The organism is Pseudomonas wadenswilerensis, from assembly GCF_900497695.1.
Classification (GTDB): Bacteria; Pseudomonadota; Gammaproteobacteria; order Pseudomonadales; family Pseudomonadaceae; genus Aquipseudomonas; species Aquipseudomonas wadenswilerensis.
The window spans coordinates 663,283-677,167 of record NZ_UIDD01000010.1 but is presented as its reverse complement, the minus strand read 5'-3'; the positions used below and the strand labels follow the sequence as shown (position 1 = coordinate 677,167).

Annotated in this window: 14 protein-coding genes; 13 read left to right on the top strand and 1 reads right to left on the bottom strand. The window is 62.6% G+C overall.

Annotated features, from left to right (window positions below; all coding sequences use genetic code 11):
• The first annotated feature begins 33 nt into the window (after positions 1-33).
• The 6 genes from tilS to ispD all read left to right on the top strand — a co-directional run bounded on the left by tilS (position 34) and on the right by ispD (position 6,665).
• Complete coding sequence (gene tilS, locus CCOS864_RS22130; RefSeq protein ID WP_115088373.1) at positions 34-1,329, top strand: tRNA lysidine(34) synthetase TilS; 1,296 nt, start codon at positions 34-36, stop codon at positions 1,327-1,329.
• Between the two features lie 271 nt (positions 1,330-1,600).
• Positions 1,601-3,229: a CTP synthase gene (locus CCOS864_RS22125; protein ID WP_115088372.1), complete on the top strand. Its 1,629-nt coding sequence runs from the start codon at positions 1,601-1,603 to the stop codon at positions 3,227-3,229.
• 3 nt (positions 3,230-3,232) lie between these two features.
• On the top strand, positions 3,233-4,078 hold the full coding sequence (gene kdsA, locus CCOS864_RS22120; protein ID WP_115088371.1) for a 3-deoxy-8-phosphooctulonate synthase: 846 nt from the start codon (positions 3,233-3,235) through the stop codon (positions 4,076-4,078).
• A 153-nt stretch (positions 4,079-4,231) separates the two neighbouring features.
• A complete protein-coding gene (gene eno / locus CCOS864_RS22115) occupies positions 4,232-5,521 on the top strand; it encodes a phosphopyruvate hydratase (RefSeq protein WP_115088370.1) in 1,290 nt (429 codons plus the stop codon).
• A 161-nt stretch (positions 5,522-5,682) separates the two neighbouring features.
• Positions 5,683-5,961 carry a cell division protein FtsB gene (gene ftsB, locus CCOS864_RS22110; protein ID WP_038996723.1) on the top strand — a complete coding sequence of 93 codons (279 nt, stop codon included), beginning with the start codon at positions 5,683-5,685 and terminating at the stop codon, positions 5,959-5,961.
• Complete coding sequence (ispD, locus tag CCOS864_RS22105; protein WP_115088369.1) at positions 5,958-6,665, top strand: 2-C-methyl-D-erythritol 4-phosphate cytidylyltransferase; 708 nt, start codon at positions 5,958-5,960, stop codon at positions 6,663-6,665. Before ftsB ends, ispD begins: the two co-directional genes overlap by 4 nt.
• Before the next feature lie 112 nt (positions 6,666-6,777).
• On the opposite strand, the gene CCOS864_RS22100 is transcribed toward ispD, so the two are convergent.
• A complete protein-coding gene (locus CCOS864_RS22100; protein WP_115088368.1) occupies positions 6,778-7,674 on the bottom strand; it encodes a LysR substrate-binding domain-containing protein in 897 nt (298 codons plus the stop codon).
• Positions 7,675-7,780: 106 nt separating this feature from the next.
• Here CCOS864_RS22100 and CCOS864_RS22095 point away from each other — a divergent pair, with 106 nt between their 5' ends.
• From CCOS864_RS22095 to CCOS864_RS22065, 7 genes are all read left to right on the top strand, one after another.
• Complete coding sequence (locus CCOS864_RS22095; protein ID WP_115088367.1) at positions 7,781-8,893, top strand: S-(hydroxymethyl)glutathione dehydrogenase/class III alcohol dehydrogenase; 1,113 nt, start codon at positions 7,781-7,783, stop codon at positions 8,891-8,893.
• Between the two features lie 8 nt (positions 8,894-8,901).
• On the top strand, positions 8,902-9,756 hold the full coding sequence (gene fghA, locus CCOS864_RS22090) for an S-formylglutathione hydrolase (RefSeq protein ID WP_115088366.1): 855 nt from the start codon (positions 8,902-8,904) through the stop codon (positions 9,754-9,756).
• A 71-nt stretch (positions 9,757-9,827) separates the two neighbouring features.
• On the top strand, positions 9,828-10,301 hold the full coding sequence (gene ispF / locus CCOS864_RS22085; RefSeq protein ID WP_115088365.1) for a 2-C-methyl-D-erythritol 2,4-cyclodiphosphate synthase: 474 nt from the start codon (positions 9,828-9,830) through the stop codon (positions 10,299-10,301).
• A complete protein-coding gene (gene truD / locus CCOS864_RS22080; RefSeq protein ID WP_115088364.1) occupies positions 10,298-11,356 on the top strand; it encodes a tRNA pseudouridine(13) synthase TruD in 1,059 nt (352 codons plus the stop codon). The genes ispF and truD overlap by 4 nt, the downstream gene beginning before the upstream one ends.
• Complete coding sequence (gene surE / locus CCOS864_RS22075) at positions 11,344-12,093, top strand: 5'/3'-nucleotidase SurE (protein WP_115088363.1); 750 nt, start codon at positions 11,344-11,346, stop codon at positions 12,091-12,093. The genes truD and surE overlap by 13 nt, the downstream gene beginning before the upstream one ends.
• Positions 12,093-12,770 carry a protein-L-isoaspartate(D-aspartate) O-methyltransferase gene (locus CCOS864_RS22070; RefSeq protein WP_115088362.1) on the top strand — a complete coding sequence of 226 codons (678 nt, stop codon included), beginning with the start codon at positions 12,093-12,095 and terminating at the stop codon, positions 12,768-12,770. Before surE ends, CCOS864_RS22070 begins: the two co-directional genes overlap by 1 nt.
• Before the next feature lie 181 nt (positions 12,771-12,951).
• The gene (locus CCOS864_RS22065; protein ID WP_115088361.1) at positions 12,952-13,851 is read left to right on the top strand and encodes a peptidoglycan DD-metalloendopeptidase family protein; all 900 of its coding nucleotides are present in this window, start codon (positions 12,952-12,954) and stop codon (positions 13,849-13,851) included.
• Positions 13,852-13,885: the final 34 nt, after the last annotated feature.

Genomic DNA, 13,885 nt, shown 5'->3' with positions numbered 1-13,885 from the left:
GAGTGCGCAGCACTCGTAAAAGAGGTCTACCCGATGCTCGATCTCTACTCAAGGCTGTCCCCCTGGCTCACCGCCCCCTCCTGGTGCATCGCCCTCTCCGGCGGCCTGGACTCCACCGTCCTCCTGCACCTGCTGGCAACCCTGTCCCGCCAGCAAACCTTGCCTCCACTGCGCGCCATTCACATCCACCACGGCTTGCAAGCTGCGGCTGATGCCTGGCCGGATCATTGCCAGCGCCTGTGCGACGATCTGGGCGTCGAACTGCAGGTCATCCGTGTGCAGGTCGCCCCCCGCGCCAGCATCGAACAGGGCGCCCGTGATGCGCGCTATGCCGCTTTCAGCACTGCCTTGTGTCCCGGCGAAATCCTCCTGACCGGCCAGCACCGCGAAGACCAGGCTGAAACCCTGCTGTTTCGCCTGTTGCGCGGTGCCGGGCTGCGTGGCCTGAGCGCGATGCCCGAGCGGCGGCCGCTAGGGCAGGGCATGTTGGTGCGGCCGTTGCTGGGCGTTTCGCGCAACGAGCTGCAGTGCTACGCCCAGGAACAGCACCTGACCTGGATCGAAGACCCGTCCAACCACGACACGCAGTTCTCCCGCAACTACCTGCGTCACCAGGTGTTCCCGGCGCTCTTGCAGCGCTGGCCGCAAGCGGCGCAAAACCTGGCACGCAGCGCCCAGCACCTGAGCGAAGCCCAGGGCCTGCTCGATGAGCTGGCGCTGGAGGATCTGGCCCAGGCTGCGACCCCGGCACCGTTCGACTGGCTAGGCCTGGACTCGCTGGACCTCGGGGTGCTGCGCCAGCTATCCCCGGCCCGTCAGCGCAACGCCCTGCAGTACTGGCTGGCCCCGCGCACACGATTGCCCGATAGTCGCCACTGGGCCGGTTGGGACGCCCTGCGCGATGCAGCATCCGACGGACGGCCACTGTGGTGCCTGACCGACGGTGAGCTGCATCGCGCCAATGCACGTATCTGGTGGCTGGAGGGGGATTGGCTGAACCCTGCAGGCGGCCAGGCGGCGTGGCCGAATCCGGGCAAACCGCTGTCGTTGAGCCATAACGGCAGCGTCAGCCTCAGCGGCACGTTGCCGCAGGGGCCATTGCACATTGCCTACCGCCAAGGCGGCGAAACCCTGGCAATCAACGGCCGCGGCCAGCGTGATCTGAAGCGCCTGCTCAACGAGTCGCAGCTGCCGTCATTCGTCCGTTCGCGCCTGCCGTTGCTGTATTGTGGCGAGCAATTGCTGGCGGTGGCCAACCTGCCGGGGTTGAGCCAGGGTGACTGGCAATTGCATTGGCATGCGCCGACGAGCGAGCAAGGTTTGAGATGAAAGGCACATTCGGGTAGACTACGCTCCCTTCTTGATACAGCTTCTGTGGCTTCCCCGAAATCACAGCAGTTGCCGATTACCAAGCAGTTTTTTGCTGGGCGATTCTAAAAATGTTTAGCGAGCTCCTAACCGGGTATCCAACCCCCGGTGTGACCAGACGCGGCAGTTTTTTAAGATGCACTGTGATTGACGCAGGTGATCGGGGGCTTCGGCCTTCCTTCGCTTTCCCCGGCGGCACTGACCGCTTTAACGCAGACTTCTAGGGTTTTTCATGACGCGCTACATATTCGTCACGGGCGGTGTTGTTTCTTCATTGGGGAAAGGCATTGCCTCGGCTTCATTGGCGGCCATCCTGGAGGCGCGGGGGCTCAAGGTCACCATGCTCAAGCTGGACCCGTACATCAACGTCGACCCGGGCACCATGAGCCCGTTCCAGCACGGTGAAGTGTTCGTCACCCACGACGGTGCCGAGACCGACCTGGACCTGGGCCACTACGAGCGGTTCATCCGCACGACCATGACCCAGAACAACAACTTCACCACCGGCCGTATCTACGAGCACGTGCTGCGCAAGGAGCGCCGTGGTGATTACCTGGGCGCGACCATCCAGGTCATTCCGCACATCACCGACGAGATCAAGCGCCGCATCATCAAGGGTGCCGGCGATGCCGACGTGGCCCTGGTGGAAATCGGCGGTACCGTGGGTGACATCGAGTCGCAACCGTTCCTCGAGGCTATCCGTCAGTTGCGCGTCGAAGTGGGCTCCAAGCGCGCCATGCTGATGCACCTGACCCTGGTCCCGTACATCGCCACCGCTGGCGAGACCAAGACCAAGCCGACCCAGCACTCGGTCAAGGAGCTGCGCTCCATCGGCCTGCAGCCGGACGTGCTGATCTGCCGCTCCGACCATCCGGTGGATGTGTCTTCGCGCCGCAAGATCGCCCTGTTCACCAACGTCGAAGAGCGTGCGGTGATCTCCCTGGAAGACGTCGACACCATCTACAAGATCCCGGCCGTGCTGCACGCCCAGGGCCTGGATGACTTCGTCGTCGAGCGTTTCGGCCTGCAATGCAACGGTGCCGACCTGTCCGAGTGGGAAAAGGTCGTCGACGCCAAGCTCAACCCCGAGCACGAAGTCACCATCGCCATGGTCGGCAAGTACATGGAGCTGCTGGACGCCTACAAGTCGCTGATCGAAGCGATGAGCCATGCTGGCATCCAGAACCGTACCAAGGTCAACCTGCGCTACATCGACTCCGAAGACATCGAGAACCAGGGCACCAGCCTGCTCGAAGGCGCCGATGCCATTCTGGTTCCAGGCGGTTTCGGCCTGCGTGGCGTCGAAGGCAAGATCACGGCCGTGCAGTACGCTCGCGAGAACAAAGTCCCGTACCTGGGTATCTGCCTGGGCATGCAAGTGGCGGTCATCGAGTTCGCCCGTAACGTCATGGGCTGGAAAGATGCCAACTCCACCGAGTTCGATCGCAACAGCGGTCACCCGGTCGTCGGCCTGATCACCGAGTGGGAAGATGCCACCGGCGCGGTCGAAACCCGTACCGAAGCTTCGGACCTCGGCGGCACCATGCGTCTGGGCGCCCAGGAGTGCCAATTGGCAAGCGGCTCCAAGGTCCACGATTGCTACGCCAAGGACGTGATCGTCGAGCGTCATCGTCACCGTTACGAAGTGAACAACAAACTGCTGCCGCAGCTGGTTGAAGCCGGCCTGAAAGTCTCCGGTCGTTCCGGCGACGGTGCGCTGGTCGAAGTGGTCGAGTCCCAGGATCATCCATGGTTCGTCGCTTGCCAGTTCCACCCGGAGTTCACCTCGACCCCGCGTGACGGCCATCCGCTGTTCAGCGGTTTCGTCAAGGCGGCACTGGCTCAAAAGAACAAGGCCTGATACATGACCCAGAAGATCATTCGCGTCGGTAACATCGAGATCGCCAACGACAAGCCGTTCGTCCTGTTCGGCGGCATGAACGTGCTGGAATCCCGTGACCTGGCCATGAAGGTCTGCGAAGAGTACGTGCGGGTTACCGAGAAGCTCGGTATCCCTTACGTGTTCAAGGCCAGCTTCGACAAGGCCAACCGTTCGTCGATCAACTCCTACCGTGGCCCGGGCCTGGAAGAGGGGATGAAGATCTTCGAGGAGATCAAGAAGACCTTCAACGTGCCGGTCATCACCGACGTGCACGAGCCGGAGCAGGCTGCCGCGGTGGCCAAGGTCTGCGACATCATCCAGTTGCCGGCCTTTCTCTCGCGCCAGACCGACCTGGTCGTGGCCATGGCCAAGACCGGCGCGGTGATCAACATCAAGAAAGCCCAGTTCCTTGCACCCCAGGAAATGAAACACATCCTGACCAAGTGCGAAGAAGCCGGTAACGATCAGTTGATCCTCTGCGAGCGTGGTTCGAGCTTCGGCTACAACAACCTGGTGGTGGACATGCTCGGCTTCGGCGTCATGAAGCAGTTCGAGTACCCGGTGTTCTTCGACGTGACCCACTCCCTGCAGATGCCGGGTGGCCGCGCCGATTCCGCCGGTGGTCGCCGCGCCCAGGTCACCGACCTGGCCAAGGCGGGCCTGAGCCAGGGCCTGGCCGGCCTGTTCCTCGAGGCGCATCCGGATCCGGACAACGCCAAGTGTGACGGTCCATGCGCCCTGCGCCTGGACAAACTGGAGCCTTTCCTGGCCCAGCTCAAGCAACTTGATGACCTGGTGAAGAGTTTTCCGACGGTAGAAACCGCGTAATCCTCGATTCTCCGGTAAAGTACCCCCCGTTCAACCTCTGACCCTCGGGTCAGGGGTCTGCTTTCGCCGGGCCTGCCTGTTTCAAATTGCCCGGCGAGCGGCAAGATTTTTCTCAGCTGCGTTGTTTTCGTCAATTCTGGAGTGCTTACAACAATGGCAAAAATCGTCGACATCAAAGGTCGTGAAGTTCTCGATTCGCGTGGTAACCCCACCGTAGAAGCGGACGTACTGCTCGACAACGGCATCATCGGCAGCGCCTGCGCGCCGTCCGGTGCTTCCACTGGCTCGCGCGAAGCGCTGGAGCTGCGTGATGGCGACAAGAGCCGTTACATGGGCAAGGGCGTACTGAAGGCAGTTGCCAACATCAACGGCCCGATCCGCGACCTGCTGCTGGGCAAGGACCCGGTTGACCAGAAAGCCCTCGACCGCGCCATGATCGAGCTGGACGGTACCGAGAACAAAGCCAAGCTGGGCGCCAACGCCATCCTCGCCGTGTCCCTGGCTGCCGCCAAGGCCGCTGCCCAGGATCAGGACCTGCCGCTGTACGCGCACATTGCCAACCTCAACGGCACCCCGGGCCAGTACTCGATGCCGGTTCCGATGATGAACATCATCAACGGCGGCGAGCACGCCGACAACAACGTCGACATCCAGGAGTTCATGGTTCAGCCGGTTGGCGCCAAGACCTTCTCCGACGCGCTGCGCATGGGCACCGAGATTTTCCATCACCTCAAGGCTGTGCTGAAGGCCCGTGGCCTGAACACCGCTGTCGGTGACGAAGGTGGTTTCGCGCCTAACCTGGCGTCCAACGAAGACGCACTGTCGGCCATCGCCGAAGCCGTCGCCAACGCCGGTTACAAGCTGGGCACCGACGTGACCCTGGCCCTGGACTGCGCGGCCAGCGAATTCTACGAAGACGGCAAGTACAACCTGTCCGGTGAAGGCAAGTCCTTCGACGCCGCCGGTTTTGCCGACTACCTCAAAGGCCTGACCGAGCGTTTCCCGATCATCTCGATCGAAGACGGCCTGGACGAGTCCGACTGGGCTGGCTGGAAGATTCTGACCGACAAGATCGGTGACAAGGTGCAACTGGTCGGCGACGACCTGTTCGTGACCAACACCAAGATCCTGAAAGAAGGCATCGACAAGAGCATCGCCAACTCGATCCTGATCAAGTTCAACCAGATCGGCTCGCTGACCGAAACCCTGGAAGCCATCCAGATGGCCAAGGCTGCTGGTTACACCGCAGTGATCTCGCACCGTTCGGGCGAAACCGAAGACTCGACCATTGCCGACCTGGCCGTGGGTACCGCTGCCGGCCAGATCAAGACCGGTTCGCTGTGCCGTTCCGACCGCGTCTCCAAGTACAACCAGCTGCTGCGTATCGAAGAGCAACTGGGCAGCAAGGCTGTGTACCGTGGCCGTGCCGAGTTTCGCGGCTAAGCAAGAGATGGTAAAAAGACAGCAGCAAAGCGGCGCCGAACGGTCATACTGATCGTTCAGAGGCCCTTGCTGCAGGTGTCTGAACACAAAGCCTGGCTTCGGCCAGGCTTCGTGCCATCAGCGACCTGCAGATGTGGCGGTCTTTTCCACTGGATACCCTGATGCGCAGTCCTTATTGGTTGTTCCTCGTCTTGCTCCTGCTGCTCGGTGGCCTGCAGTATCGTCTGTGGGTGGGCAATGGCAGCCTGGCCCAGGTCACCGAACTCAAGCAACAGATCGCTGACCAGCACGCTGAAAACGAGCGTTTGCTGGAGCGTAACCGCGTGCTTGATGCCGAAGTGCTGGAGCTGAAGAAAGGTATGGAAACCGTCGAAGAACGGGCTCGCCACGAACTGGGTATGGTCAAGGAGGGTGAAACCCTCTACCAGCTTGCCCAATGAACCAGACCTTGCCGGCCTTCTGGGCCGTGATTCCCGCCGCGGGCGTCGGTGCCCGCATGGCTGCCGACCGTCCCAAGCAGTACCTGCAATTGGGCGGGCAGACCATTCTCGAGCATAGCCTCGACTGTTTTCTTGACCATCCCTGTGTCAAAGGGGTGGTAGTCAGCGTTGCCGCTGACGATCCTTTCTGGCCCGGTTTGCGTTGCGCCAGCGACCCACGCATCCAGCGCGCCGAAGGCGGCCAGGAGCGTGCCGATTCGGTGCTCAACGCCTTGTTGTTGCTGCACGCCCAGGGCGCGGCGGATTCCGACTGGGTGCTGGTGCACGACGCCGCCCGGCCGAACCTGGCACGCAGTGACCTCGACCGCCTGCTGGCGGAGCTTGCCGATGATCCGGTGGGTGGGCTGCTGGCGGTGCCGGCGCGCGACACGCTCAAGCGCGCGGATGCCAATGGCCGGGTCAGCACCACTATCGACCGCAGCACCGTCTGGCAGGCCTATACGCCACAGATGTTTCGCCTCGGTGCCTTGCATAGGGCCCTGGCCGACAGCCTGGTGGCCGATGTGGCGATTACCGACGAGTCTTCGGCTATCGAATGGGCCGGGCAGGCGCCGCGCTTGATCGAAGGGCGCAGCGACAACATCAAGGTCACCCGCCCCGAAGACCTGGAGTGGCTGCGCCAGCGCTGGGCCAAGCGCGGTTGAGCACCGGCATTGCCTGTGATGACCGCTGTGCGCTCGATCGCTGGCAAGCCAGCTCCCACAGGTCCAGGGTACACAGGTCTATTGTGGGAGCCGGCTTGCCGGCGATGATCTATCAGGCACCTCGATACTCAGGCAGTAACGCCAATCCCTCGCGCAGATAATCCACCAGCTTGCGCACCTTCGGCGACAGATGCCGCTGCTGCGGATACAGCGCCCACACCGCTGTATTCGGCGGCTGATGCCCCTCAAGCAGCGACACCAGCGCGCCGCTTTTGAGGTGTTCGAGTACGTAATAGTCTGGCAACTGACATAAGCCCATTCCCTGCAACGCCGCATCCAGCACCGCCTGGCCACTGTTGCAGCGCCAGTTGCCTTGAACCCGTTGGCCAATTTCCCGCCCGTCCAGTTGCAGTGCCCAGCTGTCGGCGCTGCCGATCAGGCAATTGTGCCGCGCCAGCTCCGACAGGCTGTGGGGCCGGCCGTAGCGTTCCAGATAGGCAGGTGACGCGCACAGGTACATGCGCCGTGGCGCCAGGCGCGTCGCCACCAGCCGCGAATCCTGCAAACGGCCCAGGCGAATCGCCAGGTCCATCCCTTCATGCACCAGGTCCAGGGGACGGTTGCTCAGTTCGATGTCCACCCGCAATTGCGGATACAGCGCCATGAAACGCGTCACCAGCGGCACGATAAAGCGTTCGCCATAGGCCACGGCGCAGGTCATGCGCAGCAGGCCCTTGGGTTCGCTGGTCAGGTCGCCCATGGCGCGCAAGGCTTCTTCGCGGCCATCCTGCAGGCGTTGGCAGTGTTGCAGGAAGGTCTGCCCGGCTTCGCTCAAGGTCACCCGCCGGGTGCTGCGATACAGCAGGCGGGTTTGCAGGCGCTCTTCAAGGCGGGCGATCTGCCGGCTGACGTGGGACGATGACACCCCCAGGCGCTCGGCGGCAGCAGTGAACTGCCCGGACTCGGCGACCGCAACGAACTCGTCGATGCCTTCCCAGCGATTGCTCATTGATTGTCCCTGTACAGCAATAATGTTTTGTCTTTGCCTGGATTATTCATCAAATAACGATGAATTACACTGCAAGCCTGAACTGACCCTTTGCTGGAGAAGATTGATGATCAAGTCCCGTGCCGCCGTTGCCTTCGAGGCCAAGAAACCGCTGGAGATCGTCGAAGTCGACGTGGCCATGCCCAAGGCCGGCGAGGTGCTACTGCGCGTGGTCGCCAGCGGTGTCTGCCATACCGACGCCTACACCTTGTCCGGTGCCGACCCGGAAGGCATCTTCCCGTCGATCCTTGGCCATGAAGGCGGTGCCATTGTCGAAGCCATCGGTGAGGGCGTGACCTCGGTTGCCGTCGGCGATCACGTGATCCCGCTGTACACCCCCGAGTGCGGCCAGTGCAAGTTCTGCCGCTCCGGCAAGACCAACCTGTGCCAGGCCATCCGCGCAACCCAGGGCAAGGGCCTGATGCCCGACGGCACCACGCGTTTCTCCTACAAGGGTCAGCAGCTGTTCCACTACATGGGTACCTCGACCTTTTCCGAGTACACGGTGCTGCCGGAAATCTCCGTGGCCAAGATCCAGAAAGAAGCGCCGCTGGAGAAGGTCTGCCTGCTCGGTTGCGGCGTGACCACCGGTATCGGTGCGGTGCTCAATACCGCCAAGGTCAAGCCGGGCGACACCGTGGCCATCTTCGGCCTGGGCGGCATCGGCCTGTCGGCGATCATCGGTGCGGTCAAGGCCAAGGCTTCGCGGATCATTGCCGTTGACATCAATCCGGGCAAGTTTGAAATCGCCAAGCAGCTGGGCGCCACCGACTGCGTCAACCCGAAAGACTATGACCGCCCGATCCAGGACGTGATCGTCGACCTCACCGATGGCGGTGTGGACTTCTCCTTCGAGTGCGTGGGCAACGTGCAACTGATGCGTGCGGCGCTGGAATGCTGCCACAAGGGCTGGGGCGAGTCGGTGATCATCGGCGTTGCCGGTGCCGGCCAGGAAATCGCCACCCGTCCGTTCCAGCTGGTTACCGGCCGGGTCTGGCGCGGTTCGGCCTTCGGTGGCGTGCGTGGCCGCAGCGAGCTGCCAAGCTATGTGGAAATGTCGGAAAAAGGCGAGATCCCGCTGGATACCTTCATCACCCACACCATGGGCCTGGAAGACATCAACAAGGCATTTGACCTGATGCACGAAGGCAAGAGCATTCGCAGCGTCATCCACTTCTGAGGTCTGCCATGAGCCTGGAAAACATCTCTTGCCAGAAGAGCTTCGGCGGCTGGCATAAACGCTACCGCCATCGCTCCCAGGTGCTCGGTTGCGACATGGTGTTTGCCGTGTACCTGCCACCGCAGGCCGAGCAGGGCGGCAAGCTGCCGGTGCTGTACTGGCTGAGCGGCCTGACCTGCACCGACGAAAATTTCATGCAGAAGGCCGGTGCACACAAGCTGGCTGCCGAGCTGGGATTGATCATCGTCGCCCCCGACACCAGCCCGCGTGGCCCGCAGGTGCCGGCTGATCCGGACGGCGCCTGGGATTTTGGCCTGGGTGCCGGTTTCTACCTCAACGCTACCGAGCAACCCTGGGCCCAGCACTACCGCATGCACGACTATGTAGTGGAGGAGTTGCCGGCGTTGGTCGAGGCGCATTTCCCGGCTTCCGACCAGCGCGGTATCAGTGGTCATTCCATGGGCGGCCATGGCGCGCTGGTCTGCGCCTTGCGCAACCCCGGACATTACCGTTCGGTGTCGGCGTTCGCGCCGATCAGCAACCCGATGGATTGCCCCTGGGGGCAGAAGGCCTTCAGCCGTTACCTGGGTGAGGACCGTACACGCTGGCGCGAATGGGATGCCAGCGTGTTGCTTGCCCAAGCCAGCGAGCGCTTGCCGCTGCTGGTTGACCAGGGCGATCGCGATGACTTCCTCGACAATCAGCTCAAACCGCAGATGCTGGAGCAGGTTGCAAGGGCGGCGGGCCATCCGCTGACCTTGCGGCTGCAGCCGGGGTATGACCACAGCTACTACTTCATCGCCAGCTTCATCGATGACCACTTGCGTCATCATGCCGCAGCGCTGACAGGTGCGGGTAACTGATCCTACAAATCAAGCCCAAGCGCCGGCAAAGCAGGTAGAATCACGCCCTGACTCAATCAGGGCGTTTTTTTATGCGTATTGGCCACGGCTACGATGTGCACCGCTTCGCGGAAGGCGATTTCATCACCTTGGGTGGGGTGCGCATTGCGCACAAGTTCGGGCTGCTGGCCCATTCCGATGGCGACGTCCTGCTGCACGCCCTGAGCGATGCCCTGCTTGGCGCTGCGGCGCTGGGCGATATCGGCAAGCACTTCCCCGACACCGATCCGCAGTTCAAGGGCGCCGACAGCCGCGTGCTGCTGCGCCACGTGGTGCAGATCGTCCAGGCCAAGGGCTGGAAGGTCGGCAATGTCGACGCCACCATCGTCGCCCAGGCGCCGAAGATGGCCCCGCATATCGACACCATGCGCCAGTTGATCGCCCAAGACCTGCAGGTCGAGCTGGACCAGGTCAACGTCAAGGCCACCACCACCGAAAAACTCGGCTTCACCGGGCGTGAGGAAGGCATTGCCGTTCACGCCGTTGCCCTGTTGCTGCCGGCATGACCGAACTCGAACTGCTGGGCCCGCGTGCCGCGGGCGAAGCGCTGGGCAGCGCAATCCTCAAGGCGACCGCTGAAGACTTCCAGGTCGATGAAGTGCTCGACATTCCCCTGAGCGGGGCCGGTGAACACTTGTGGCTGTGGGTCGAAAAACGTGACCTGAATACCGAAGAGGCGGCCCGTCGCCTGGCCCGCGCCGCCGGTGTGCCGGTACGCAGCATCAGCTACGCCGGCCTCAAGGATCGCCAGGCCCTGACCCGCCAGTGGTTCAGCCTGCACCTGCCGGGCAAGGCCGACCCGGACCTGAGCGCGGCCGAAAACGAAACCCTGAGTATCCTCAAACAGGCCCGCCACTCGCGCAAACTGCAGCGTGGCGCGCATTCGGCCAACGGTTTTACCTTGCGCCTGACGGGCCTTAAGGCTGAGCGTGCGGCCCTGGATGCACGACTTGAGCAGATCCGCAGCCAGGGCGTACCGAACTATTTCGGCACCCAGCGCTTCGGTCATGGCGGTGGCAATGTGCACGATGCCCGCGACTGGGCCAGCCGCCAGGCGCTGCCAGAACAACGTAACGTCCGTTCGAGGCTGCTTTCCAGCGCCCGCAGCTATCTGTTCAACCAGGTGCTGGCCCAGCGTGTCGCCGATGGCAGCTGGCAGCAGGCCCAGGTCGGTGATCTGCTGGCGTTTACCGACAGCCGCAGCTTTTTTCCGGCGGGCGAGGCCGAATGTTCCGATCCGCGCCTGGCGATTCTTGACCTGCACCCTACCGGTCCGCTGTGGGGCGAAGGGCAGTCGGGCGCCACGGGTGCGGCCGGCGAGCTCGAACAACGTATCGGTGAGCAGCATGCGGCTTTGTGCCAGTGGCTGGCCCGGGCGGGCATGAGTCACGAACGACGCATTCTGCGACTGCCCATTAGCGGGCTGACGTGGCATTATCCCGAGCCTGATATCCTGCAACTGGAATTCGTCCTTCCGGCCGGATGCTTCGCCACCGTGGTGGTGCGCGAGCTTGTTGATCTGGTGCCGGCAGGGCAGACGGACAGCCCATGCGTATTCTGATTTCGAACGACGACGGGGTTACCGCACCCGGTCTCGCCGCGCTGCATGCTGCGCTGGCGGATTATGCCGAATGTGTGGTGATCGCCCCGGACCAGGACAAAAGCGGCGCCAGCAGTTCGCTGACGCTTGATCGGCCGTTGTGCCCGCAAACCCTGGCCAATGGTTTTATCAGCCTCAACGGCACGCCGACCGATTGCGTCCACCTGGGCCTCAACGGCCTGCTGGAGACCACCCCGGACATGGTGGTGTCGGGTATCAACCTGGGGGCCAACCTGGGCGATGACGTGCTGTATTCCGGCACCGTGGCCGCCGCTCTCGAGGGGCGCTTTCTCGGCGGTACCTCGTTCGCTTTCTCGTTGCTCTCGCGCCTGCCCGACAACCTGCCGACGGCCGCCTATTTCGCGCGTAAACTGGTCGAGGCCCATACCAGCCTCGAGCTGCCGCCGCGCACGGTACTCAACGTCAACATCCCCAACCTGCCGCTGGAGCACATCCGCGGCATCCAGTTGACCCGCCTGGGCCATCGCGCACGCGCAGCGGCACCGACCAAGGTGGTCAACCCGCGGGGCAAGGAAGGCTACTGGATCGCCGTGGCGGGTGATGCCGAAGACGGTGGCCCGGGTACGGATTTCCATGCGGTGATGCAGGGCTATGTCTCGATCACCCCGCTGCAGCTCGACCGGACCTTCAACGATGCCTTCGAGCGCCTCGATGGCTGGCTGGAGGGATTACTCTGATGCGCGAACAGGATGATCTGATGCGCCATGGTATCGGTTTTACCTCTGAGCGAACCCGCGAGCGGCTGATCAAGCGCCTGATCGAAGAAGGGGTGTCCAACCCCAAGGTGATCGACGTACTGCGCCGTACGCCCCGTCACCTGTTCGTCGATGAAGCCTTGGCCCACCGTGCCTACGAAGACACGGCGTTGCCGATTGGCAACAACCAGACCATCTCCCAGCCGTTCATGGTTGCGCACATGAGCGAACTGCTGCTCGAAGCCGGCCCGTTGGACAAGGTGCTGGAGATCGGCACCGGGTCCGGTTACCAGACCGCGATTCTCGCGCAACTGGTCGAGCGGGTATTTTCGGTGGAGCGCATCAAGGTTTTGCAGGATCGCGCCAAGGAGCGCCTGATCGAGCTGAATCTGCGCAACGTGGTATTCCGCTGGGGCGATGGCTGCGAGGGCTGGCCGGCACTGGCGCCGTACAACGGCATCATCGTCACCGCCGTGGCGCCAGAGGTGCCCCAGGCCTTGCTCGACCAGCTTGCCCCGGGCGGGCGCATGGTCATACCGGTGGGGCCGGCCGGCGAGACCCAGCAATTGATGCTGATCGTGCGTGAAGAGCACGGTTTCTCGCGACGGGTACTGGGCGCCGTGCGTTTTGTGCCATTGCTGACCGGGCCACTGGCCTGACCGGGCTTTTTTTTCGCTCGGGCGAATTTCGGCGGCATTGCCCTGTCTATCTGGCGGGCTACCATAGTCTGTTGCAGATCACGTTTGGCACAAGGCCTGACGTCCGCAGGGCGGCGCGCTCGGGTATAATTGCAACAATATTGCATTTCTAACATCGGTCACCATTTAGAGGGAGCGGCGGGTGGGTCACACAATCATTCGGCAGCGCAAGGATCCATCAAGCTTCAAGCTTCTGCTGATTGCACTGGCCGTGGGCACGCTGGTGACGGGGTGCTCCAGCACGTCCTCCAACAGCGTTCGCGTGGTCGATCGCAACAACGCCGCCCCTAAACGCCCCGTGGTCACCACCGGTCAGTACGTGGTGCGTCCCGGTGATACGCTGTTTTCCATTGCCTTTCGCTATGGCTGGGACTACAAGGCCCTGGCCGCGCGTAACGGTATCGCACCGCCGTATACCATTCGCCCGGGCCAGGCGATCCGTTTCGACGGCCGCTCCAGTGGCCCGGCGCCGGTTGCCGGCACCACAGTGGTGACCAGCTCGCCATCGTCCTCGAGCAAGACCACCATCATCAAGCGTCCGCTGGACAGCACCGGCAAGCCGATAACGCCTCCGGCCACTACAGCGCCTGCAACCACGCCAAACACCCCGCCAGTTGCCCCGGTGGTGGCTACCACCGCACCCGTGCAAGTCCCCCCTGCAGGACGCTCCACGGCCGGCTGGGCCTGGCCGGCCAACGGCGTGTTGATTGGAAAATTCGCTTCAAACGGTAGTTTGAATAAAGGCATTGATATCGCCGGTGATTTGGGACAGCCTGTTTTTGCTGCATCTGATGGTTCGGTTGTCTACGCCGGGAGTGGCTTGCGGGGCTACGGCGAGTTGGTAATCATCAAGCACAACGATACCTACGTCAGTGCCTACGGCCACAACCGCAGGCTTTTGGTTCGGGAGGGACAGCAGGTCAAGGTAGGGCAGACAATTGCCGAAATGGGGTCCACGGGTACTGACCGGGTGAAGCTTCATTTTGAAATTCGCCGCCAGGGCAAACCTGTCGATCCGCTGCAATTCCTGCCACGTCGTTGATTGCTAGGCCCGGCCTGTTCCTCGCGTAGAGGGG